The 22,815-nt window shown below is 73.0% G+C and carries 24 protein-coding genes and 1 pseudogene; 8 read left to right on the top strand and 17 right to left on the bottom strand.

Translation table 11 applies throughout. From position 1 onward, the window contains the following. The first annotated feature begins 4 nt into the window (after positions 1-4). The gene (locus EV378_RS20305) at positions 5-949 is read left to right on the top strand and encodes a hypothetical protein (RefSeq protein WP_132428667.1); all 945 of its coding nucleotides are present in this window, start codon (positions 5-7) and stop codon (positions 947-949) included. Here the strand turns inward: EV378_RS20305 and EV378_RS20300 are convergent, their stop codons facing one another. The 6 genes and pseudogenes from EV378_RS20300 to EV378_RS20280 form a co-directional block, all read right to left on the bottom strand. Next, a complete protein-coding gene (locus EV378_RS20300; protein ID WP_243653670.1) occupies positions 950-2,128 on the bottom strand; it encodes a S8 family peptidase in 1,179 nt (392 codons plus the stop codon). It abuts the gene before it with no gap. 100 nt (positions 2,129-2,228) lie between these two features. Next, a complete protein-coding gene (locus EV378_RS37095; RefSeq protein ID WP_424511269.1) occupies positions 2,229-2,744 on the bottom strand; it encodes a TOBE domain-containing protein in 516 nt (171 codons plus the stop codon). 90 nt (positions 2,745-2,834) lie between these two features. Next, a pseudogene (locus EV378_RS37090) lies at positions 2,835-3,260 on the bottom strand (ABC transporter ATP-binding protein); the annotation flags it as partial. A 74-nt stretch (positions 3,261-3,334) separates the two neighbouring features. Then, positions 3,335-4,186 (bottom strand): ABC transporter permease, encoded by an 852-nt coding sequence (locus EV378_RS20290; RefSeq protein WP_132428663.1) that lies wholly within the window; start codon positions 4,184-4,186, stop codon positions 3,335-3,337. 10 nt (positions 4,187-4,196) lie between these two features. Beyond that, the gene (gene modA / locus EV378_RS20285; protein WP_132432439.1) at positions 4,197-4,946 is read right to left on the bottom strand and encodes a molybdate ABC transporter substrate-binding protein; all 750 of its coding nucleotides are present in this window, start codon (positions 4,944-4,946) and stop codon (positions 4,197-4,199) included. A gap of 41 nt (positions 4,947-4,987) precedes the next feature. After that, positions 4,988-5,392: a TOBE domain-containing protein gene (locus EV378_RS20280; RefSeq protein WP_132428661.1), complete on the bottom strand. Its 405-nt coding sequence runs from the start codon at positions 5,390-5,392 to the stop codon at positions 4,988-4,990. Between the two features lie 130 nt (positions 5,393-5,522). On the opposite strand from EV378_RS20280, the gene EV378_RS20275 reads away from it, so the two are divergent. The 3 genes from EV378_RS20275 to EV378_RS20265 all read left to right on the top strand — a co-directional run bounded on the left by EV378_RS20275 (position 5,523) and on the right by EV378_RS20265 (position 8,493). Further along, complete coding sequence (locus tag EV378_RS20275; RefSeq protein ID WP_132428659.1) at positions 5,523-6,743, top strand: acyl-CoA dehydrogenase family protein; 1,221 nt, start codon at positions 5,523-5,525, stop codon at positions 6,741-6,743. Between the two features lie 408 nt (positions 6,744-7,151). Then, positions 7,152-8,213: a GTP 3',8-cyclase MoaA gene (gene moaA / locus EV378_RS20270; RefSeq protein ID WP_132428657.1), complete on the top strand. Its 1,062-nt coding sequence runs from the start codon at positions 7,152-7,154 to the stop codon at positions 8,211-8,213. A 1-nt stretch (position 8,214) separates the two neighbouring features. Further along, a complete protein-coding gene (locus tag EV378_RS20265) occupies positions 8,215-8,493 on the top strand; it encodes a MoaD/ThiS family protein (RefSeq protein WP_132428655.1) in 279 nt (92 codons plus the stop codon). Positions 8,494-8,568: 75 nt separating this feature from the next. Here EV378_RS20265 and EV378_RS20260 read toward each other — a convergent pair whose 3' ends face one another. After that, positions 8,569-8,952 carry an HNH endonuclease gene (locus EV378_RS20260; RefSeq protein ID WP_132428653.1) on the bottom strand — a complete coding sequence of 128 codons (384 nt, stop codon included), beginning with the start codon at positions 8,950-8,952 and terminating at the stop codon, positions 8,569-8,571. A gap of 25 nt (positions 8,953-8,977) precedes the next feature. After that, the gene (locus EV378_RS20255) at positions 8,978-9,421 is read right to left on the bottom strand and encodes a hypothetical protein (RefSeq protein ID WP_132428651.1); all 444 of its coding nucleotides are present in this window, start codon (positions 9,419-9,421) and stop codon (positions 8,978-8,980) included. Between the two features lie 102 nt (positions 9,422-9,523). On the opposite strand from EV378_RS20255, the gene EV378_RS20250 reads away from it, so the two are divergent. The 3 genes from EV378_RS20250 (at position 9,524) to EV378_RS20240 (ending at position 12,134) form a co-directional block, all read left to right on the top strand. Further along, a complete protein-coding gene (locus tag EV378_RS20250) occupies positions 9,524-10,207 on the top strand; it encodes a response regulator transcription factor (RefSeq protein ID WP_132428649.1) in 684 nt (227 codons plus the stop codon). Between the two features lie 33 nt (positions 10,208-10,240). Continuing rightward, on the top strand, positions 10,241-11,488 hold the full coding sequence (locus tag EV378_RS20245) for a sensor histidine kinase (RefSeq protein ID WP_243653668.1): 1,248 nt from the start codon (positions 10,241-10,243) through the stop codon (positions 11,486-11,488). Positions 11,489-11,585: 97 nt separating this feature from the next. Further along, on the top strand, positions 11,586-12,134 hold the full coding sequence (locus EV378_RS20240; RefSeq protein ID WP_132428645.1) for a PepSY domain-containing protein: 549 nt from the start codon (positions 11,586-11,588) through the stop codon (positions 12,132-12,134). Positions 12,135-12,300: 166 nt separating this feature from the next. Here the strand turns inward: EV378_RS20240 and EV378_RS20235 are convergent, their stop codons facing one another. The 9 genes from EV378_RS20235 to mftF all read right to left on the bottom strand — a co-directional run bounded on the left by EV378_RS20235 (position 12,301) and on the right by mftF (position 21,574). After that, a complete protein-coding gene (locus EV378_RS20235; protein WP_132428643.1) occupies positions 12,301-12,531 on the bottom strand; it encodes a hypothetical protein in 231 nt (76 codons plus the stop codon). A 44-nt stretch (positions 12,532-12,575) separates the two neighbouring features. Then, a complete protein-coding gene (locus EV378_RS20230) occupies positions 12,576-13,454 on the bottom strand; it encodes a polysaccharide deacetylase family protein (protein WP_132428641.1) in 879 nt (292 codons plus the stop codon). A 32-nt stretch (positions 13,455-13,486) separates the two neighbouring features. Further along, complete coding sequence (locus EV378_RS20225; protein ID WP_132428639.1) at positions 13,487-13,786, bottom strand: hypothetical protein; 300 nt, start codon at positions 13,784-13,786, stop codon at positions 13,487-13,489. A gap of 58 nt (positions 13,787-13,844) precedes the next feature. Continuing rightward, positions 13,845-14,843 (bottom strand): P1 family peptidase, encoded by a 999-nt coding sequence (locus EV378_RS20220; RefSeq protein WP_132428637.1) that lies wholly within the window; start codon positions 14,841-14,843, stop codon positions 13,845-13,847. A gap of 211 nt (positions 14,844-15,054) precedes the next feature. Further along, positions 15,055-15,795, bottom strand: coding sequence for an SRPBCC family protein (locus EV378_RS20215; RefSeq protein WP_132428635.1), 741 nt, complete (start codon positions 15,793-15,795; stop codon positions 15,055-15,057). 120 nt (positions 15,796-15,915) lie between these two features. Beyond that, a complete protein-coding gene (locus EV378_RS20210) occupies positions 15,916-16,767 on the bottom strand; it encodes an FAD binding domain-containing protein (protein WP_132428634.1) in 852 nt (283 codons plus the stop codon). Continuing rightward, the gene (locus EV378_RS20205) at positions 16,764-19,247 is read right to left on the bottom strand and encodes a xanthine dehydrogenase family protein molybdopterin-binding subunit (RefSeq protein ID WP_132428633.1); all 2,484 of its coding nucleotides are present in this window, start codon (positions 19,245-19,247) and stop codon (positions 16,764-16,766) included. The genes EV378_RS20210 and EV378_RS20205 overlap by 4 nt, the downstream gene beginning before the upstream one ends. Then, a complete protein-coding gene (locus EV378_RS20200; RefSeq protein ID WP_132428632.1) occupies positions 19,248-19,769 on the bottom strand; it encodes a (2Fe-2S)-binding protein in 522 nt (173 codons plus the stop codon). Between the two features lie 296 nt (positions 19,770-20,065). Further along, entirely contained in the window at positions 20,066-21,574 is a 1,509-nt protein-coding gene (mftF, locus tag EV378_RS20195; RefSeq protein WP_132428631.1) for a mycofactocin biosynthesis glycosyltransferase MftF, read from the bottom strand. Between the two features lie 96 nt (positions 21,575-21,670). On the opposite strand from mftF, the gene EV378_RS20190 reads away from it, so the two are divergent. After that, positions 21,671-22,807, top strand: coding sequence for an alkaline phosphatase family protein (locus EV378_RS20190; protein ID WP_132428630.1), 1,137 nt, complete (start codon positions 21,671-21,673; stop codon positions 22,805-22,807). Positions 22,808-22,815: the final 8 nt, after the last annotated feature.

Below are 22,815 nucleotides of genomic sequence, written 5' to 3'. Positions count from 1 at the left end.
CCCTGTGGGACGAGGACGGGGCGCGTTCGAGAAGGTCGTCGCGACGCTGCAGGGAGTCGCCGGGCTCGCGGTGGTCGCGCTGTTCACCGGGCTCGGCCTGAGCGCAGGAGGACCGGACCGCGGCGTGGTCGACCGCTGGTTCCCGTTCGTCGTCGCGGCGTTCGCTCTGATCGTCACGGTGGTCGTCGTCGCCAGGGGTCTGCGACGTGCGCGCACGGCCCGCCGTGGGGAAGCCGTCGGGAACGACCCCGCCGCGGCCGCGGAACCGGAGGCGGCACCGGACGTGACACCGGAAGCGCAGGACGAGGCGACCGGCCCCACACTCTCCGAGCGCGGACGGACCGATCTCCGCCGGGTGGTGGACGTGCTGGACGCCGCCGGGATGTTCGCGCCGCGGGCGCCGACGCCGTCGCGGCTGGTCGAGGCCGTCGCCGACCGGGGCGAGCCGGTCACCGCGTACGGCGTGCTGCTGTCCCTGCACGAGGCCGGGTACCACCACCCGAGGTTCCGGACCGGGAACTACACGGCGCGGCTCGCGTTCCACGCCGACCAGGTCGAGCAGGACTCCGCGACGGTCGGCGCCCAGATCGCGGACCTGGACCGGCTCTGCGGGGAGGCACTCGCCGTCGTCCCCCACGAGATCGACGTCGCGTGGGACGACCGGCCGACCCGCCTGCGTCTGGACATCGGCGGCGAGACCCGCACGCTCACCTACCGCGGCGCGGCGAAGGACCTGAGCACGGTCGTGCACGTCGAGGTGGCGCGCGCCCTGCGGGAACGGGGCTCTCCGGTACGGCTCGCGTCGCTGGCGGGCGATGCGGGGATGTGGATCGCCGCGCCGCCGCCGGGGCTGAACCTGGGCCGCCTGAACGAGACTCTCGGCGCCCCGTCGTACGAACGCTGGGAGTGGCTCGACGAGCGGGAGCCGCACGCGGCGGGCGAGGCCTGACTACAGCCCACCCGTGTTGAGCAGCTTGTCCGGCGTCCCGTCGACGTCACCGTTCTTGATCACACCGGGGGTCGCGTTCTGCAGGATCCACTGCCGTACGGCCGGCGCGGGCGCGTCCCCGCGCGCCTGCTTGTAGAGCGCCGCGACACCGGCCGCGAACGGCGCCGCCATCGACGTCCCGCTGTAGCTCGCCGTCCCGCCGCCCGGCACCGTGGACACGATCCGGCTGCCCGGCGCGTAGAGCGCAACGCACGGCCCGGTCGACGAGTTCGTCGCCCGCACGTCGTCGATCGTCGAGTTCGCGACCACGAACACGTCGCGGTCGGCCCGCGGCAGCGCCGTGCAGTCGTTGCCGCCGGTGTTGCCGGCCGACGACGCCGCGAACACCCCGGACCCGATCATCCGGTCGAGTGCGGCCTGCAGCATCGGTGAGGCGCCGTAGCTCCAGGACATGACGGCGACCGACGGGCCCTTCTTGTTCTTCACCACCCAGTCGATGCCCGCGATCAGCGACGACAGCGTGCCGGTGCCCTGGCAGTCGAGAACCTTCACGCCGTGCACGCGTGCCTGCTTCGCCACCCCGTAGGTGGTCGAGGCCGCGATCCCGGCGACGACGGTGCCGTGGCCGTCGCAGTCGGTGTTCGTCTTGTCGATCGTGTTCGTGTCGAACGACGCGCGCCCGCCGAAGTCCGGATGGGTCGCGTCGACGCCGGTGTCCAGCACGTAGACGTCGACGCCCTGGCCGGTCGCCTGCGCCGTGTACTTCCCGTCGAGCGGGAGCTTCTTCTGGTCGATCCGGTCCAGCCCCCAGTTCACCGGCTTGTCCTGGGTGGACTCGGTCATCGACCCGTCGGCCGGGGCGGACTGCTGCACCGCGCTCCGCGGCTCGGCCGACACCTCGCGGTCCTCCTCGACGCCGAGCACGCCCGGCGCCGTGCGCACGCGCGCCACCTGCGCGGGGTCGAGTCGGGCGGCGAACCCGTGCACGGCCTGGTCGAACGTCGTCGTCGGCGTGACGCCGGCCGCCTCGCTCGCCGAACGGGTCGCCTCGACCGAGCCGGTCTGCACGATGTACCCGGAGGCCGCCGGAGCCGCCCCTGCGGTCGCGGGCAGGCACAGCGCGGCGAGCACGGCGGCGGCCAAAGCGGCCGGGACGGTGCGCAGGAACTTCCGGGTCACGGACAGCGACGGTAGGCGCCTGTGACGGGAGTGAACAGAGACACGATAGAGGCCCGGGTGACACATGTGACCGACGGAGTGACGGAGTGCTCCGAGGGGTTCAGCTGCCGTGGATCGCGACCTCGGCGGCCTTGACCGCGAACCACACCTCGGCACCCGGGTCGACGCCCAGTTCGGCGACGGCGGCCGGGGTGACGTCGGCGGCCAGCCCGTCGACCCAGCCGGGCCCGCGCGCGTCGCGGGGTGCCGCACGCAACCGGATCGAGTCCCCGCGCGGCTCCAGTGCCGAGAGCCGGACCGGGAACACGTTGCGCGGCGACCCCTGCGGACGGTCGGTGAACACCGAGACGGCCGACGGCGGGAACACGGCGACGGCCGGCTCGCCCTCGTCGACCTCGACCGACTCGCCGGTGATCTCCACGCCGTCCGCGGTGCGCAGCCCGGCCCCGGTCGCCGTTCCGGGGACCAGGTCCAGCCCGGCGATCCGGGCGGAGAACGCGCTGCGCGGCCGGGCCAGCACCTCGCGCGCCGGGCCCTCCTCGGCGATCCGGCCCCGGACGAGCACGACGACGCGGTCGGCCAGCACGAGCGCGTCCAGCGCGTCGTGGGTGACCATCAGCGCGGTCTGCTTGCCGTCCCGGATCACCCTGCGCAGCAACGTGCGCATCGCCGGGGACGCGTCGATGTCGAGCGCGGCCAGCGGCTCGTCGAGCAGGAGCAGGCCGGGCTGCGGCGCCAGCGCGCGGGCGAGCGCCACCCGTTGCTGCTGGCCCCCGGAGAGCTGCGACGGCTTGCGCCCGGACAGCTCGCCGACCCCGACGTCGTCGAGCAGGCGGGCGGCGCGCTCGAGGGCCTCGGCCTTCGGGACACCGTGCGCGCGGGGACCGAACGCGACGTTGGCGAGCGCGGTCATGTGCGGGAACAGCAGGGCCTGCTGGGCGAGCAGGCCGACGCCACGCCGGTGCGGTGGCACGAACTCACCGGTAGCGGCGTCGACGAGCGTGCGGTCGCCGACGCGCAGCCGTCCGGTGTCCGGGCGCAGCAGGCCGGACAGGATGCCGAGCAGCGTCGACTTGCCCGCGCCGTTCGGGCCGAGCACGGCGACCACCTCGCCGGGCGCGACGTCGAGCGAGACCTCCAGCGAGAACTCGGGCCGGTGCAGCGCCGCGTCGAGGGACACGCCGCCGTCGAGCGGGGACGGCCTGCTCATCCGCGGCCGTCCATCCCGCGCGGGCGCCCGACCACGATCACGATCAGCGACACGACGACGAGCAGCAGCGACAGCGCGACGGCACCGGACTCGTCGGACTCGCGCTGGAGGTAGACGAGCAGCGGCAGCGTGCGCGTCGTCCCCTCCAGGCTGCCGGCGAACGAGATCGTCGCGCCGAACTCGCCCATGCAGCGGGCGAACGCCAGCACCAGGCCGGACGCCAGGCCGGGCAGCACGAGCGGCACCGTCACCTTGCGGAACGCGAGCGCGGGCGAGGCACCGAGCGTCGCAGCCACGGCCTCGTAGCGCTGGCCCGCGGTGCGCAGCGCACCCTCCAGCGACACGACGAGGAACGGCATCGCGACGAACGTCTGGGCCAGGATCACCGCGGCCGTCGTGAACGGGACGGTGATCCCGAACGCGAGGTCGAGCCCGCGTCCGACGAGGCCGGTGCGGCCGAGCAGGAACAGCAGCGCGAGACCGCCGACGACCGGCGGCAGCACGAGCGGCAGCAGCACGATCGAGCGGATGCCGCCGAGCAGCTTCGGCGACCGTTCGAGCTTGCCGCGGGCGAGGATCACCGCGAGCGGCCCGCCGAGCAGCAGGCACAGCACCGTCGACACGCCGGCAGTGATGATCGACAACTCCAGCGCGCTCAGCGCGGCGTCGCTGACCAGCAGCGACGGCATCTCCGCCCAGTCCGCCTTGAGCAGCAGACCGACGACCGGCAGGAAGATCAGGGCGAACCCGATCGTCGCCGGGATCCACATCCACCACGGAAGGCCGACGTCCGAGTCGTGCCGGACGTCGGCCCTGCCGCGGGTACGGCGGGGTTCGACCGCCGTCATGGAGCGACCGTCACGACGCCCCGAAGCCGGCCGCCTTGAGCACCTGCTGGCCCTCGGCCCCGGTGACGAGCTGGACCCACTTGTTCGCCAGGTCGGCGTTCTGCGAGTTCTTCAGCACCGCGATCGGGTAGTTGTTCACGGCCTTCGACGCCTCGGGGAACGTGACGCCCTGGACCTGGCCCTTGGACGCCGTCACGTCGGTGACGTAGACGAGTCCGGCGTCGGCGTTGCCGCTGGACACCTTGCTCAGCACGGACTTGACGTCCTGCTCCTCGGAGACCGGCTTGATGTCGACCCCTGCCGCCTTCTCGACCTTCTGCGCGGCCGAGCCGCACGGCACCTGCGGAGCGCAGAGCACGACCTTGTTCGCCGGGTTGGCCAGGTCCTGCAGCGTCTTGATGCCCTTCGGGTCACCGTTCGCGACGGCGATCTGCAGCGTGTTCGTCGCGAACTTCACCGGCGCCGCGGCGGTCAGACCGGGGTCGGTGACCTTCTTCATGTTGTTGTCGTCGGCCGAGGCGAACACGTCGGCGGGCGCACCGTTGTTGATCTGGGTGGCGAGGTCCGACGAGCCGGCGAACGTCAGCTTGACGTCGGTGCCGGGGTTGGCCTGCTCGAACTGCTTCTCGAGCGTGCCGAACGTGTCCTTCAGCGACGCGGCCGCGAACACGTTCAGCGTCTGGCCCTGTGCGGCGGGCGCGCTGCTCTGGGCGGCGCCACCGCTGTCGCTGCCCCCACCACATCCGGCCAGGGCGAGCATCAACGACGCCGCGGCGACGTAACCGGCTACTTTGCGGGCTGTCACAGGTGTCCTCCGGGGGTCTCCACCACGACGTTCGTGGACTTGATCACCGCGACCGCGAGGGAGCCGGGCTCCAGCCCGAGGTCACGGACGGCCTCGCTGCTCATCAGCGAGACGACGCGGTATGGCCCGCACTGCAGTTCGACCTGCGCCATCACCTTGTCCGCCAGGACCGAGGTGACCAGGCCGACCATGCGGTTGCGGGCCGAGCGCTGGACCACCGACGGGTCCGGCGGGGTGTGGGCGTGCTCGCGCGCGAACTCGGCGAGCGCCGCCCCGTCGATGACCTTGCGGTTCGACGAGTCGGCCTGGACCGGGAGCGCACCTCCGTCGACCCAGCGGCGCACGGTGTCGTCGCTGACGCCGAGAAGCCGGGCGGCTTCGGAAATCCTGAAGTGCGGCACGGGCGGAGATCCTATGATCGGGAACGCGGATGCGCCACGAAAACGTGTCCGCGATTGCGTCTCACCGAATCTCGGCCCGGTCCGCACTCTCGTTACCCGGGGCGACCGCGAGGTGTGGTCGAATCGGCTCGTGGACTTCGCACCCAGCGCCCTGGCCTCCGACTACACCGAGCGCATGCGCGCGTTCCTCGACGAGAAGATCCTCCCGGCAGAGCCGGTGTACGACGCGTTCCGCGCCGCGCGCAGGGGTACCGCGAACGAGTGGGAGCTGCCCCCGGTCGTGGAGGAGCTGAAGGCCGAGGCGCAGGAGCGCAAGCTCTGGAACCTGTTCCTGCCGGACGTGTCCGGACTGTCCAACCTGGAGTACGCCCCGGTCGCCGAGGTGTCCGGATGGTCGCCGGTGATCGCCCCGGAGGCGATCAACTGCCAGGCCCCGGACACCGGGAACATGGAGACGCTGCACCTGTTCGGCTCGCCGGAGCAGAAGCAGGAGTGGCTGGAGCCGCTGCTGGCCGGCGAGATCCGGTCGGCCTTCGCGATGACAGAGCCGCAGGTCGCGTCGTCGGACGCGACGAACATCGAGACCCGGATCCGACGTGACGGCGACGACTACGTCATCGACGGCCGCAAGTGGTGGATCTCGGGCGCCGCCGACGAGCGGTGCAGGATCTTCATCGTGATGGGCAAGACCGCGCCGGACGACGACGAGTCGGTACCCACGCACCGCCGGCAGTCGATGATCCTGGTGCCGCGGGACACGCCCGGCCTGACGATCACCCGCCACCTCCCGACGTTCGGCTACCAGGACCAGCACGGCCACTCCGAGCTCGAGCTCGAGGGCGTGCGGGTGCCCGCGTCGAACCTGCTCGGCGAGGAGGGCGGCGGCTTCGCGATCGCGCAGGCCCGCCTCGGGCCCGGCCGGATCCACCACTGCATGCGGCTGATCGGCATGGCGGAGCGCGCGGTCTCGCTGATGGTGGACCGGGCGCAGGCGCGGACGGCGTTCGGGAGGCCACTGGCGGAGCAGGGCGTGGTCCGTGAGCAGATCGCGCTGTCCCGCATGGAGATCGAGCAGGCCCGGCTGCTGACGTTGAAGACCGCGTGGCTGATCGACAAGCACACGGCCAAGGGCGCGGCGACGGAGATCGCGGCGATCAAGGTCGTGGTGCCGCGGATGGCGTGCGCGGTGATCGACCGGGCGATGCAGGTCCACGGCGGCGCCGCGATGAGCGACGACACCCCGCTGGCCTACTTCTACGCGTGGGCCCGCGCGCTCCGCTTCGCCGACGGCCCGGACGAGGTGCACATCCGGTCCGTGGCACGCCAGGAACTCAAGGCCCACCAGGCCTGACGCGCCTCAGACGTGCGGTAGCAGCAGACCCGGCGCCACGACGACGGTCCTCGTGTGTGTGCGGTGCTCATGCCGGCTTCCGGAGCGGGCCGGCCAGCTCGTCGGCGTCCCAGCCGTGCCTGCGCCCCACGTCCAGGTAGGTCCGCGCGGCGTCGATGAGCGCCCGGCGGGCGGCAGCCGTTCGCCAGGCGCCGGCTCTCCGACGGCGGTCTCTCGACGGCGATGGCTCGCCTGCACGCCCACCCCCGCGAGTAGGGATGTTGTACCTATACTTTCGACTAGGTACACCGTGACCAGTTCCGCTCCTGCGGCGATCGACTCGGACCTCGTCCGCAGGTGCGGACAACGGCTCTGAGCTGGGGAAACCCCGCTTGGACGTACCGGCGGAAAGATGGTTAGCCTCGAATCATGACGACCGAACTCGGCCTGCCGTCGCTGCGCGGCGTGGGCCCGACCCGGGATCCGGCGCGGCCGGACGACCCGCGGCTCGTCGACACGTTCGGGCGGGTCGCGACGGATCTGCGGATCTCCCTGACCGACCGTTGCAACCTGCGCTGCACGTACTGCATGCCGGCCGAGGGCCTGGACTGGATGCCGCGCTCCGAGCAGCTCACCGACGACGAGCTGGTCCGGCTGATCGGTGTCGCGGTCCACGAACTGGGCGTCGAGGAACTGCGCTTCACCGGCGGGGAGCCGTTGCTGCGCAAGGGCCTGGAGAACGTGCTGGCCGCATCGGCGGCGCTGCGCCCGCGCCCGGACATCTCGCTGACCACGAACGGCATCGGGCTGGCCCGACGCGCACGCGCCCTGGCGTCGGCCGGCGTGAACCGCCTCAACGTCTCGCTCGACACGCTCCGGCAGGACCGCTTCGCGACGATCACCCGCCGGGACCGGATCAGCGACGTGCTGGACGGCCTCAGGGCCGCCCGTGACGCGGGCCTGGCCCCGGTGAAGATCAACAGCGTGCTGCTGCGCGGCGTGAACGACGACGAGGCGTGCGACCTCCTCGAGTTCGCGCTGGAGCACGGCTACCAGCTGCGGTTCATCGAGCAGATGCCGCTGGACGCCCAGCACGGCTGGAAGCGCACGTCGATGGTCACCGCCGGCGAGATCATGGACCTGCTGTCCGCGCGGTTCACGCTGACCGAGCACCCGGAGGACCGTGGCGGGGCACCGGCGGAGAAGTTCGTGGTCGACGGCGGCCCGCAGACGGTCGGCATCATCGCGTCGGTCACCCGCCCGTTCTGCGGGGCGTGCGACCGCACCCGCCTGACCGCCGACGGCCAGGTCCGCACCTGCCTGTTCGCGCACACCGAGACCGACCTGAGGGCGATGCTGCGTCGCGGCGCACCCGACCACGAGATCGCCGATGTCTGGCGGGACGCCATGTGGGGCAAGCGTGCCGGCCACGGCATCGACGACCCCGGCTTCCTGCAGCCGGACCGACCCATGAGCGCCATCGGAGGCTGAGATGACCACGAGCATCGGCATCGGAACGCGCACCGTCACCGTCCGGTACTTCGCGGCGGCGAAGGCCGCGGCCGGCACGTCGGAGGAGACCGTCGAGCTCCCGACCGAGTCCACGTTGGACGACGTTCTGGGCGCCCTGCGCGCCGGTCACGGGCCGGAGCTGACCCTCGTCCTGCAGCGCTGCAGCTTCCTGGTCGACGAGGTCGCCGCCCGCCGTCAGGACCTGCCGCTCGGCGAGGCCTCGACGGTCGACGTCCTGCCGCCCTTCGCCGGCGGCTGAGCGCGGACCCGCCCTGCGCGAGCGCTCCGCCCGATCCGGCCCGCGCGGCAGGTGCGTGATCCCGCGCAGGCACGGTCAGGCGGCCTCGGTGCCCCGGCGGGCCATGCGGCGGCGCTGCGCGTCCAGCTGCGGGCGCGCCCTGCGCTGACCACCGCGGTCGGCGATCGCGTCGGCCAGCAGATCCAGCACCCGGGCCACGCGTGCGACGTCCGGGTCCCAGCCCCGACGCTCGCACTCCTCGAGCCAGTCGACGGCGCCCCGGTGCCCGCGCCCGCCGTTGCAGCGGCGACAGGCCGCGACCTCGTTCTCGACCCACGCCGGTCCGCCCCGCACCTTGGGAATGAGATGCTCCGTCGTGGCGGCCACCCGCCCGCCCAGCGTGCGGCCACACCAGACGCAGGTGTCGCCGTCGCGGGCGAGCACCGAGTCCAGGCGTTCCGCACGGCCGGGTCGACGCATCGCCCCCAGGATCCCCCGGAACCGCTCAGTCGTCCTGTTCGACGGCCGCGGTGCCGGTCGGGCGGCCGCCCTCGCAGCGCAGCGTGACCCGGACTTCGACCTCCTCGCTCTCCAGCTTCACCCGCGCGCCGCCGTCGTCGTCGCCGGAGGCCTCGAAGCCCTGGGCCGGGTTGACCGAGACCACCGACGGCGCACCGCCGGAGCAGCGGGCCAGCACCGTTCCGGCAGGGCCAGCGGGAACGACGGCGGTCTGCGCGCCCGTCGAGCCCGCCGGGCGGGCCGGAGGGGGCGGGGCCGCCACGGCCAGCCGGGCGTCGACGTCCTCCGCGCTCAGTGGCTGGGTCGACCCTCCCCCGGTCAGGCCGCTGCCGATCGAGCCGACCGCGGACAGCCCGAGCAGCATCGCGCCCGCCGCGGCGGCGAGCCACAGCGCGATCAGGACCCCGGTACGGGCGGGCGGGCGGGACACCGCACCAGCATGCCGTCCACGACGGTTAACGCGGGGATAAGGCGGCCTCAAGGCGCGGCCAGGACCGGCCGGAACACCCCTGGCGTGCAATACGGTCGCGTCGTGGCCCAGATCCTGCTGATCGAGGACGACCCGGCGATCCGCGGCGCGCTGATCCGCGGGCTCGGCGAGCGCGGGCACGCCGTCGACTCCGCCCCCACCGCGATGGCCGGCCTGGAGGCGGCCGTCGGCGGGCGGCCCGATCTCGTCGTGCTCGACCTCGGGCTGCCCGACCTGGACGGCACGGCCATGCTGAAGATGCTGCGCGGCGTCAGCCGGGTGCCGGTGATCGTCGCGACCGCCCGCGACGACGAGTCGGAGATCATCTCCGTGCTCGACGCGGGCGCCGACGACTACCTGGTCAAGCCGTTCGGCGCGGCGCAGCTCGACGCCAGGGTGCGGGCCGTGCTGCGACGGTCGGCGGACGCGGCCCCGGACGAGGCCGTGACCGTCGGGGCCCTGCGGATCGACGCGCGCGGCCGTCGCGCCACGGTGGACGGAGCGGAACTGGAGCTGACGCCGCGCGAGTTCGACCTGCTGCACTACCTCGCCGCTCGCGAGGGCCAGGTCGTCAGCAAGCGCGAGCTGGTCACCGAGGTCTGGCAGCAGCCGTACGGCGGCGCCGACAAGACCGTCGACGTGCACCTGTCCTGGTTGCGCCGCAAGCTCGGCGAGACCGCCCAGGAGCCCGGCTACCTGCACTCGGTGCGCGGCGTCGGCGTGCGGCTCTCCGCGCCGGGGGCCTGAGTGCGACGGCGGGTCCTCACCCTGGTCGGAGCCATGATGCTGCTGGTGCTGGTGGCGTTCGCGGTGCCGCTGGCGCTGCTCGTGCGCACCGTCGCGATCGACCGCGCCGTCGCCACGGCCACCGCCGAGGCGCAGTCGCTGACCCCGCTCGTCGCCACGTCCGACCGGGATGCGCTGAGCCTCTCGATCCAGCAGGTCGACGCGACGACGGCGGCGGACATCACGCTGTTCCTGCCCGACGGCGCCGTGCTCGGCACCCCGGCGCCGCGCTCGACGCTGGTCGACCTCGGCACGCGCGGCACCAGCGCGTCCACCGACGCGTCCGGCGGCCGGGAGATCGTGTTCGCGGTGCGCGACGCGGCCGGGGCCGGCGGCGCGATCCGGGTCTTCGTGCCGGACGCGGAGCTGACCCGCGGCGTGGCCCGCGCCTGGCTGCTGCTGGCCGGGCTGTCGCTGCTGTTGCTCGCCGGTGGGCTGCTGGTCGCGGACCGGCTCGCCCGCTCGCTGGTGGACGCGACGACCGATCTCGCCGAGGTCTCCGACCGACTGGCCCGCGGCGACCTGGACGCGCGGGCCGACGCCGCCGCTCCGGCCGAGCTGGGCATCGTGGCCGGGGCGCTGAACGGGCTGGCCGGTCGGATCGCCGAGCTGCTGCGCGAGGAACGGGAGAACGTCGCGGACCTGGCGCACCGGGTCCGCACGCCGCTGACGGCGCTGCGCCTGGAGGCGGAGTCGCTGCGCGACCCGGCCGAGGCGGCGCGCGTCTCCGAGGGTGTCGACGGCGTGCAACGGGCCGTCACCGGCGCGATCGACCAGGCCCGCAGGCGCGGCAGCGAGACGCACGCCTGCGACGCCGCCGCCGTCGTCGCGGACCGAGTGGCGTTCTGGTCGGTGCTCGCCGAGGACACCGACCGGTCCCTGCGCGTCGACGTGGCGCGAGGGCCGCTGCCGGTCGCGCTGCCGAAACCGGATCTCGAGGCCGTGGTGGACGCCTTGCTGGGCAACGTGTTCGCCCACACGCCGGACGGGACGGCGTTCTCCGTCGAGCTCGTCGGGCGTGGCGACGGCGGCGCGCGGCTCGTCGTCGCCGACTCGGGACCGGGTTTACCGTCCGGTGTGGACGCGACCGGGCGCGGATCCAGCGGCGGTGGGTCCACCGGTCTCGGCCTGGACATCGCGCGCCGGGCCGCGGAGCAGGCGGACGGGACGTTCGCGCTCGACCGGCCACCCGATGGCGGGCTGCGGGTGGTGCTCGATCTGGGCGCTCCCGCGGATTCCTAACTCCCCGTTAGGAATCGGACAGCGCGACCTTGAGGCGCGGATCGGCACCGTGGTCGTCGTCAGCCGGAACCCCCGGCACACGATCCAGGAGGAAGCCGTGAGCACCCGTTCGATCACCGTCACCGTCGTCGCCGCCGCCGTTCTCGCCGTCGGAGGAGGTACCGCCCTCGCGATGGGCGCGGGAGCCGACCGGTCGAGCAGCACGATGACCCTGGCCTCGAGCCGGTCGCAGCCGACCGGGTCCCCGACCGCACCCGCCACCCCACCGGCCGGGACGACGATCGACCGCGGGACGGCCGAGCGGACCGCGATCCAGGTCGCGGGCGGCGGCGTGGTGACGAAGTCCGAACTGGACGATCGCGACGACGACGGCGACCCCCGCGAGTGGGAGGTCGACGTCCGCAACGGGTCCGGCCTGCACGAGATCGAGATGAACGCCGTCACCGGCGAGGTCACCGAGCACGACCAGGACGGGCTGCGCGACGACGACGGCCGGGACGACCGCGACGACGACCGCGGTGGTGACGACCGAGGTGACGACAAGGGCGGCAACCGGATCGGTGACGACCGGGGCGCACAGGCCCAGGGCGACGACGACCGCTTCGACGACAACGGTGGCGACCGGGACGACCGCGGCGACGACTGACCGGTCCGCCTGCCGCGCCGACTGATCAGCGCAACCGGCCGGATCACGCCACATCCGTCGCGATGCCGACCGATTCCGCCGATCATGACCGCGGGCAGGGAACGATGATCACCGAACAGGTCCGGATCCGGGCGATCTCTCGCCCCGATCCGGACCTTTCTGCTGATCAGAGCCCGTCGGCGGCGGCCAGCGCGCGGTCCCGCAGCCCGGCACGGTCGTCGGCGGACCGCCCGGATGAGTTCGCCGCGTCGAGCAGCTCGTCCAGTGTGCGGGCCACCCGGGTCCGCCCGGTCCGCGTCGCGACCGTCCAGCCGCCCGGGACCGCGCGCACCACCAGCCCGGCCCGCCCGTCCTGCACCGCCCGTGCCACCGCGGCCCGACGGCGCGGACCGGACACCCGCGCCCCGTCCGGATCGTGCGGACGACCGCAGGCCCCGCACATCAGGAGCGCGGGCGCCGGGCGAGGAAGTCCCGCGCGATGCCGTCGAACGTGGACCAGCGGATGCCGTCGTGGCCGTTGATGTGCTCGATCAGGCGCTCCAGCATCAGCAGCACCTGCGGGCGCCCTGAGACGTCCGGGTGGATCGTGAACGTGAACACGGCGTAGTCGGACTCGCGGTACACCCAGTCGAACTGGTCGCGCCACATCTGTTCGATGTGCCGCGGGTTCACGAACCCGTGCGAGTTCGGGCTGGTCTTGATGAACATCATCGGTGGGAGGTCGTCGAGGTACCAGGACGCGGGGATCTCGACGAGGTCCGTCTCCTCGCCGCGGACCAGCGGCTTCATCCACTCCCGGGCCGGCTTGTCGTAGTCGATCGGCGTCCACTCGTCGCCGACGCGGACGTAGTACGGCTCGAAGTCGCGGTGCATGAGCGAGTGGTCGTAGGTGATGTCCCGCTCGAGCAGCAGCTCGTTCGTCACACGGGAGAACTCCCACCACGGCGCGACGTAGCCGGTCGGCCGGGTGCCCGCCCGGTCGGTGATCAGCTGGATGCAGTGGTCGAGGATGTCCGACTCCTGCTCACGGGTCATCGCGATCGGGTTCTCGTGCGAGTACCCGTGCACGCCGATCTCGTGCCCGGCGGCCACCACCTCGTCGAACTGCTCCGGGAACGTCTCGATCGAGTGGCCGGGCCAGAACCACGTCGCGGGCAGGTCGTAGCGCGCGAGCAGCCGGTTCAGCCGCGGGACGCCCACCTCCCCGGCGAACACGCCGCGAGAGATGTCACCCGGCGAGTCCTCCCCGCCGTAGGAACCGAGCCAGCCGCCGACGGCGTCGACGTCGATGCCGAACGCCACGAAAATCTCCTTGGTCATGGCGTGATGCGACCACAGGCCGCCGCCGCGCACTAGGACGCGGAGTCGGCCGCCGCCAGCGCCGTGGCGCGCAACAGGCCCCGCTCGGACGCCGCCGTGCTGGCCTCCAGCAGGTCCTCCAGCGTGAGGCAGAGCTGGATGTAGCCGGAGATGGTGGAGACCGTCCAGCCGTGCTCGAACGCCCGCACGTGCACCAGGCGGCACACCTCGTTCACGGAGCGGGCGACGGCGGCGCGACGGCGCAGACCGATCACGCGCAGCTCGTCGGGGTCCGCCGCGCGCTCCGGCCGGCGAGGGCGGGGGACGCCGGCCCACGGATCGTGGTCGCTCATCGCGGACCCTCGCCGCACGCGGCCGTCACCACGCGCCGGCGCCGGGCCGACGACCCGCTCATCCGACGAGCGACCGGTAGCTCGGCCACCGTCCGGCCGGTTCAGCGGCGAGCATCGCGTGCACGACGGCACGGCTCACGACGTCGGCCGCCGCGGCGTGCAGCGCGAACGTGGCCGCGAGATCCGGTGCCGGGCGCGTGCCGGTGGCCAGCGCGAACGCCGCGTCGCCGTCCATCACGGTGTGCACCGGGCGGATCGCGCGGGCCAGGCCGTCGTGCGCCATCGTCGCCATCCGTCCGCAGCCGGCCTTGTCCAGCGTCGCGTCCGTCGCGACCAGCAGCAACGACGTGGCGGTGCCCGCGGAGAAGCCCTGCGGTGTGCCCGCCTCGCGCAGCGCCCCGATCGCGGCGTCCGACGGCGACGGCAGATCGTCGAACTCGCCGGGCAGGCCGCTGCGCACGCCGAGCAGCTCGCCGGTCGCGGCGTCCACGGCGGACCCGACGGCGTTGACGACGACGAGCGCGGACACGGTGTGCCCGGAGTCGAGGACGACGCCGGCCGTGCCGACACCGCCCTTGAGCCCGCCGGCCACGGCGCCCGTCCCGGCTCCGACGACGCCCTGCGCGAGCGGTCCGGGTCCGGCGGCGTCGTACGCGGCCGCACCGAGCGCGGCGTCCGGGCGGGCGGAGAAGTCGCCGCCGCGGCCGAGGTCGAACAGCACGGCCGCCGGGACGATCGGGACGACACCGCCCGGCACGGCGAACCCCTGCCCGTCGCGCTCCAGGCGGTCCATCACGCCGGTCGCGGCGGCCAGGCCGTAGGCGCTGCCGCCGGAGAACACGATCGCGTGCACAGCCTGCACGGTGGCCTGCGGGTTCAGCAGGTCCGTCTCCCGCGTCCCGGGAGCGGCGCCGCGGACGTCCGCACCAGCCGTCGCACCGCCGTCGGGCACGAGCACGACCGTCGTCCCGGACAACGCCCCCGGCCCGTCCAGCGCGGCGTGCCCGGCCCGCAGGCCCGCCACGTCGGTCAGGCAGTCGTGCTCACCGACCCGCATCCGGTCATCGTCGCACCCCGACGCCCACCCCACCCCGAACGAACGGCACCTTCGAGCAATGTCACCGCCCGAACGGCCCGCTCGTTCGGGGGGGTCGGGGCGGGCGAGCCGGCGCCGGGCGCGCGGCGCCCGCGCGCCGACGCGAACGAGGGGCACCGTCGAGCAACGGGATTGCTCGAAGGTGCCCCTCGTTGTGGTGGGAGCGGTCGGCTCAGCTCCTGTCACCGCGCGCGCGGCGGATGATCAGGAAGATCAGCAGGAGCACGCCGACGCCGCCGAGGACCGGGGCGAGGCGCTTGAGCACCGGGGCACCGGCGGAGTCGAGCAGGTCGATCGCCTCGACCGGCTTGCTCGCCGCGGCGGGCACCCGGGCCGGGCCGCTCGACGGCGCGGACGACCCCGACGGCGCGGAGGACTGCTGGCCGGGGGCCGGCGGCACGGCCGGGATCGGCGACGTCTCGTCGGCCGAGTGCTTCGGGCCGGAGCCGTTCGACGCGGCACCACCGGGTCCGGTCAGCTTGTCCGCCACGCAGGACGAGAACTGGCCGATGATCTTGTCGGCGACGTCGGAGATGACGCCCCGGCCGAACTGCGCCGGGCGGCCGGTGACCGTCATGTCGGTGACCATGGTGACCGACGTCTTGTCCGGCCCGTCGGCGACCATCGTGCCGGTGACCGTGGCCTTTGCCGTGCCGTTGCCGCGCGCGTCCCGGCCGCTGGCGTCGATCACGACCTTGTGGTTGGCCTCGTCGCGCTCGACGTAGGTGCCCTTGCCCTTGTACGTCAGCGAGATCGGGCCGAGCTTCACCTTCACGGTGCCGGTGAACGAGTCGCTCTCGTACTCGGTGAGCGTCGCCCCCGGAAAGCACGGGGCGATCAGTTCCGGGTCGTTGAGCGCCTTCCAGGCCTCCTCGATCGGCGCGGCGATCGTGAACTTGTTCTCCAGCTGCATGTAAGAAGCCTCTCCTCGTCGGCCGGCAGTTTCAACGCTCGCTCCGCCGGAATGGGCGGGCGCCCGTCCGGAGATACCCCCCGGACAGGCGCCCGACCCTTCTTCGAATCGCCGGAGCCGTCAGCCGGCCGCGGTCACGACCGCACGTCCGGTGAGCACCTTCGCCAGGTGCTCACGGTAGTCCGCCGCCGCGTCGGCGTCACTCGGCGCCGACGTGCCCTCGGTCGCGTGCTCGGCCGCCTGCTTCGCGACGTCCGCGCCGGCCGCCTGCCCGACGAGGGCCTGCTCGACGCCGGTCGCCCGGATCGGCACGTTGCCCATGTTGGTCAGACCGACGCGCGCCTCGGAGATCGTGCCGCCGTCCACCTTGAGCGCGACGGCGATGGCCACCATCGACCACGCCTGCGCCGTCCGGTTGAACTTCTCGTAGTGCGTCTTCCAGCCCGTGTACTTCGGGAACCGGATCTGGGTGAGGATCTCGTCCTCGCCGATCGCGGTCGTGAAGTAGTCCTGGAAGAACTCGGCGGCCGGCACCAGGCGGGTGCCGCCGGGGCCGAGGATGACGAACTCGGCGTCCAGCGCGAGCGCCGTCGCGCCGAGGTCGCCGGCCGGGTCGGCGTGCGCGAGCGCACCGCCCAGCGTGCCCCGGTGACGGACCTGCGGGTCGGCCACCGTCGCGGTGGCCTGGGCCAGCAGCGTCACGTGCTGGTTGACGACGTCGTCACGCATCACGTCGTGGTGCGCGGCCATCGCGCCGATCGCCACCCGGTCGCCGTCCTCGGAGATCCGGCGCAGCTCCGGGATGCCACCCAGGTCGATGATCACGCTCGGCGCCGCGAGCCGCAGCCGGAGCACCGGGAGCAGGCTCTGCCCGCCGGCGAGGATCTTGGCGTCCTCACCTCCCTGCTGCAGTGCCTGGACGGCCTCCTCGACCGAGGTCGGCCGGACGTAGTCGAACTTCGCCGGGATCACTGGACCTCTTCTCCTTCGGACTTGTTCGGGTCGATCGATCCCAGGCCGGCACCGGGCGAGTGCGTGTCGCTCGGTGTCTCCTGCACCGACCTGCCCTTGGCCACCTGCAGGGCACGCCATACGCGCTGCGAGGTGGTGGGCATCTCGATCTCCGAGACGCCCAGGTGCCGGACCGCGTCCAGCACGCCGTTGACGATGGCCGGCGTGGAGGCGATCGTGCCCGCCTCGCCGACGCCCTTCACACCCAGCGGGTTCGTCGTCGACGCGGTGGACATGTGCTCCGTGGTGAAGCTCGGCAGGTCGGCCGCCGACGGCAGCGTGTAGTCGACGAACGTGCCGTTGACCAGCGTGCCCTGGTCGTCGTAGTTCGCCTCCTCGAACAGGGCCTGTGCGATGCCCTGCGCGAGACCGCCGTGCACCTGGCCCTCGACGATCAGCGGGTTGATCACGTTGCCGATGTCGTCGACGCAGACGTACTTGCGGAGCGTGACGCGACCGGTGTCGGTGTCGACCTCCATCGCCGCCAGGTGCGTTCCGTGCGGGAAGGAGAAGTTCTCCGGGTCGTACACGGCGTCCGAGTCCAGCGAGGGCTCCATGTCCTCCGGGTAGTCGTGCGCCATGAACGCGGCGAACGCGATCTCCTGGATGGCCTTGCCCTTGTCGGTGCCCTTGACCGTGAACGAGCCGTTCGCGAACTCGAGGTCGTCCTCGGACGCCTCGAGCAGGTGCGCGGCGATCTTCTTGGCCTTCGCGACGACCTTCTCGGCGGCCTTCACGATCGCGATGCCACCGACGGCGAGCGACCGGGACCCGTAGGTGTCCAGGCCCTTCGGCGAGATCTGCGTGTCACCGTGCAGGATCTCGACGTCCTCGAACGGCACGCCGAGCTGGTCGGCGACGATCTGCGAGAACGCGGTCTCGTGGCCCTGCCCGTGCGCGGACGCGCCGGTGATGACCTCGACCTTTCCGGTGGCCAGCATCCGGATGCTCGCGGCCTCCCAGCCGCCCGCGCCGTAGGACAGCGAGCCGAGCACGCGGGACGGCGCGAGGCCGCACATCTCGGTGAACGTCGAGATGCCGATGCCCAGCTGGACCGGGTCGCCCGAGCGCTGACGCTCCTCCTGCTCACGGCGCAGGCCGGCGTAGTCGAACAGCTCGAGGGCGCGCGCGGTGGCGGCCTCGTAGTTGCCCGTGTCGTAGGTCAGCGTGCTGACCGTCGTGTACGGGAACTCCTCGTGCTTGATCCAATTCTGCTCGCGCAGCTCCAGCGGGTCGCGGCCGAGCTCGACGGCGAGCTCGTCCATGATCCGCTCGATGCCGAACGTGGCCTCCGGACGCCCTGCGCCGCGGTAGGCGTCGGTGAGCGTCTTGTTCGTGAACACGTTCGTGCACGTGAACCTGTACGCCGGGATCTTGTAGATCGCGTTGAACATGAACGCGCCGAGGACCGGCACGCCGGGGCCGACGAGGCCGAGGTAGGCACCCATGTCCGCGTACAGGTGGACGTCCAGGCCGGTGACGGTGCCGTCCTTCTTGGCGGTGATCGTCAGGTCCTGGATCTGGTCCCGGCTGTGGTGCGCGGTGAGCATGCACTCGGAGCGGGTCTCGGTCCACTTGATCGGCTTGCGGAGCTTCTGCGCGATCAGCACGCAGAGCATCTCCTCGGGCAGCACACCGATCTTGCCGCCGAAGCCGCCGCCGACGTCGGGCGCGATCACGCGCAGCTTGGACTCCGGCACCCCGAGGGTCACCGTCGTCATCGTGCGCAGGATGTGCGGGACCTGGGTCGCGGCCCAGATCGTCAGCTGCTCGCCGGTCGGGTCCACGACGCAGGAGCGCGGCTCCATGAACGCCGGGATCAGGCGCTGCTGGCGGAAGCGGCGCTTGACCACGATCTCGTCGTCGCTGGACTCGGCCGTGGAGATGGCGTCGGCGACGCTGCCGCCGGAGCCGGCCTCACCGGAGTCGAAGATCCAGGTGGCCGACACGTTGGAGCCGAGGTCCGGGTGCACGAGGTCGGCGCCGTCCTGGGCGGCCGCCTCCATGTCCAGGATCGGGTCCTGCGGGTCGTAGTCGACGTCGACGAGCTCGGCGGCGTCCTTGGCCTCCGCCGCGGAGCGGGCCACCACGACCGCGACACCCTCGCCGGAGAAGGACACCCGGCCGACGGCCAGGACCGGGCGCTGCGGCGCCTTCTGGTCCGGCGTGATCGGCCATGCACAGGGCAGGCCGACACCCTCTGCGCCGAGGTCGGCGGCCGTGAACACGCCGTGGACGCCGGGGGCCTTCTCGGCCTCGGACTTGTCGATCGAGTTGATCGTGGCGCGGGCCAGCGTGGACCGCACGACGGCGATGTGCAGCGTGCCGGGAGGGGTGATCGAGTCGGTGTAGCGGGACCGACCGGCGATGAGGCGCTCGTCCTCCTTGCGGACGCGCGCCTTGCCGATCTCGAGTGCGGTGGGTTCGGCGGTCTGCGTCATCTAGTTGCCTCCTCCGGCAACCGGGGTGGCGGACGGGCTCGTGGTGGCGCCTGCCCCCGGCTTCATGTTCTGGGCGGCGCTCTGCACGGCCCGAACGATGTTCTGGTAGCCCGTGCAGCGGCAGAGGTTGCCCTCGATGCCCTCGCGGACCTCCTCCTCGTTCGGGTCGGGGTTGTCGCCGAGCAGGTCGACCGCGGCCATGATCATTCCTGGCGTGCAGTACCCGCACTGCAGGCCGTGGCACTCGCGGAACGCCTCCTGCACCGGGTGCAGCTGGCCGTCGCGGGCCAGGCCCTCGATCGTGGTGACCTCGCCGCCGTCGGCCTGCACGGCCAGCACGGAGCACGACTTCACGCTGCGCCCGTTGAGGCTGACGGTGCAGGCACCGCAGTTGCTCGTGTCGCAGCCGATCAGCGTGCCCGTCTTGCCCAACGTCTCCCTGAGGTACTGCGCGAGCAGCAAACGGGGCTCGACGTCGTCGGCGTAGTTCACGCCGTCGACGGTGACCCGGACCTGTGTCATCGGAAATCTCACTCCCTCGTCCGCGACCGCGCGCTCGCTGGACGCACGTCGCTGTGTGGCGGCGCCCACATCACACTCCCGATCTTCTTGCCCCGCAAGAACGCGTCACAGCAGGTCAGACGATGATGTGTGGGCGACCACACGCATTCGGGGAGGTCGCGAGGAGAGTGTTCCGCAACAGCGGTAGGACCGGTCGACGGTGACCGCACACGCGGATCAGCGGCGCAACGATAATCACCCGTTGGAACCAACCCAGACGGGCTGGTTAGGGCTTGACAAGTTAGTTGAGCCTTACCTCAAGGGCGTCGCACGGCCGGGCCCTCGGGCCGGAGCGGCGCGATGGTTCCGTGACGGACGGCGCCCCACCAGAGACCGGTGCCGTAGGCGAGGTCGTCGAGCCGGTGCGCGAGCAGGTGCCCGACCGGTCCGGGACGCACCGACGGGTCGTGGTTCCGGTGGGTCCACCAGTCCACGATCCCCTCCGCCAGCGCCGCGACGAGCACCGCGCGGCGGGCGCGCGTCGAGATCAGCATCGCCGGCGCCGCGACCGGCCAGAAGTGCCGGGTGAGCGCCGAACCGGTCTGCCACACCGCACCGGCCAGCCCGAGCCCGGTGAGCCGGGCGGCGCTCGTCCGCGGCCGGCGCAACCTGGTCAGCTTGCGTGACAGTCGTTCCGTGGCCACCGCCGTCACGACGCCCGCGGCCAGGACCGCGGGCCGCCGCTGCGCGAGGAGCAGCCCACAGACGGCCGCCGACCACGGCGAGAGCACCACGGGCGGCACCGCACCGGGGTGGCGCAGCGCCAGCGGTGCCGCGCCGGTCCCGTAGAACGCCTTGCGGCGCAACCACTCCGACGGCCGGGTGCGATGGTCGTGCGCCACCCGGGCGGACGGTTCGAAGCGCATCCGCCAGCCGCGCGCGTGCAGCCGCAGGACCAGGTCGACGTCCTCGGCGACGTGCATGTCCTCGTCGAAGGCCGTACCGCCGACGGCGGCGACCCGCACCAGCATCGCCGCGCTCGGCACGTACGCGACGCGCGAGCGGGGCACGATCAGCGCCGGATCCGGACCCAGGTCCAACGAGGACCGGACGGCCTCGTACCGCGCGACCACCGCGGAGGGGCCCACCCCTCCCGGACCGGCGTCGAGCGCGACGATCCGTGGCGCGACCAGGCCGACCGCCGGATCCGCGGTGTGCGCGAGCAGCGGCTCCAGCCACCCGTCGCGCGGCACGACGTCGGAGTCCAGGAACACCACGAACGCGGTCCCCGCCGCGGCGAGCCCGGCGTTGCGGGCCGCCGCCGGACCGCGCGGCGACCGATGTCGCAGCACCGTGCCGCCGGCTTCGACGACGCCGCGGGCGACGAGATCGGGGTCGTCCGACCCGTCGTCGACGACGACGAGGCCGCCGAGACCGGGCGGGAGCGCGGCCAGCAGCCGGTCCAACGGGCGGTCCTTCACCGGGACGACGACCGTGACCTGCTCCGGCCCCGGGACGGCGTGCACGGGCGGTCCGGGTCGGCCGTCGTCCGCGTTCTGGGCGGACCGGTCCGCGCGCGGGACGACCGGGTGGGCCATGCCGGTGTCCAGCAGCCGGCGCGACAGGGCACGGGTCGTCGCGTCCGCCACCGTGATCCGGTCGGTCCCGTCCAGGAGGCGGACGGCCGCCGTCCCGAGGTGGACGAGCCGGGGTGGCGCGCCTCCGAGCAGCGCCGCACCGCCGTCGATCCGGCGCACCCGCCGGTCGAGCGCGACCGTGAACCCGTCGGGCAGACGGAGGTCGGACGGGCCGTCGGTGGCGTGCACCGGCCGAGGGTTCCATCCGGCCGGATCGTGCGTCGACACGGCGCCGGTCACACCACGGCCTTCCGCCCGGTGCGGATCACCGGTGAGACTGGGCGGGTGACCGATGTCCTCCTGCCGCGCTACGGAGCCGGGACGCTCGCCGACGTCGTGCCGTCGCTGCTCGCCGCGCTCGGCTCGGCGCCGTCGCAGGCCCCGCCGGTGTTCGCGTTCGAGCCGGTCCGCGCCGCGGCGTTGCTGCTGATCGACGGGCTGGGCCGCGAGCTGCTCACCGAGTACGCGGCGGACGCGCCGGTGCTGTCCGCGATGGCCGACGCCGGGCCGCTGACCGTCGGCTTCCCGTCGACGACGCCGATCAGCCTCACCTCCCTCGGCACCGGCATGGTGCCGGGCGCGCACGGCACGCTCGGGCTGCGCTTCCGCGTGGAGGGCCACCTGCTCGACGCTCTCGGCTGGAGCGAGGGGCGCAGCGATCTGCGGGAGAAGCTCGCGCCGGAACGCGTCCAGCCGGAGCCGACGCTGTTCGAGCGCGGGGCCGCCGCCGGCGTCGAGGTCGTGTCGGTGTCGCCCATGGAGTTCCGCCGGTCCGGCCTGACCCGGTCCGGTCTGCGCGGCGGCGAGTACCGCGGGATCGCGGCGCCGGGAGACCTGGCCGTCGAGATGCTGTCCGCATTGGATGGTCCCGGCCCCCGGCTGGTCTACGGCTACCACCCGGACCTGGACAAGCTCGGCCATCTGTACGGCCCGGGTTCGACGGCGTGGCGCTGGCAGCTGCGGCTGCTGGACCACCTCGTCGGCATGATGATCGAACAGCTGCCGTCCGGCACCGTGCTGGCGATCACCGGCGACCACGGGATGATCGAGGTGACCCGCGCGCACGACGCGGACGACGACGAGCGCCTCACCGACGGCGTCGCCCTGCTCGGCGGCGACCCGCGGGCCCGCTACGTCTACACGCACCCCGGAGCCGAGGCGGACGTGCTGGCCACCTGGCGCGCCGTGCTCGGCGACGACGCCACCGTCGTGAGCGGCGACGACGCCGTCGAGCGCGGGTGGTTCGGACCGGTGGACCCGCGGATGCGCGACCGGGTGGGGGACGTCGTCGCGGCGATGCACGGCGGCGCGGTCGTGATCCGGCCGGAGGCCGAGCCGTTCCTGTCCACGCTTCCCGGCCAGCACGGATCTCTGACGTCGGCCGAGCAACTGGTGCCGTTGCTGGTGGCCGGGCGGCACTGAGCACGGAG

The organism is Pseudonocardia endophytica (assembly GCF_004339565.1).
Classification (GTDB): domain Bacteria; phylum Actinomycetota; class Actinomycetes; order Mycobacteriales; family Pseudonocardiaceae; genus Pseudonocardia; species Pseudonocardia endophytica.
This window is presented reverse-complemented; position numbering and strand designations above follow the sequence as displayed.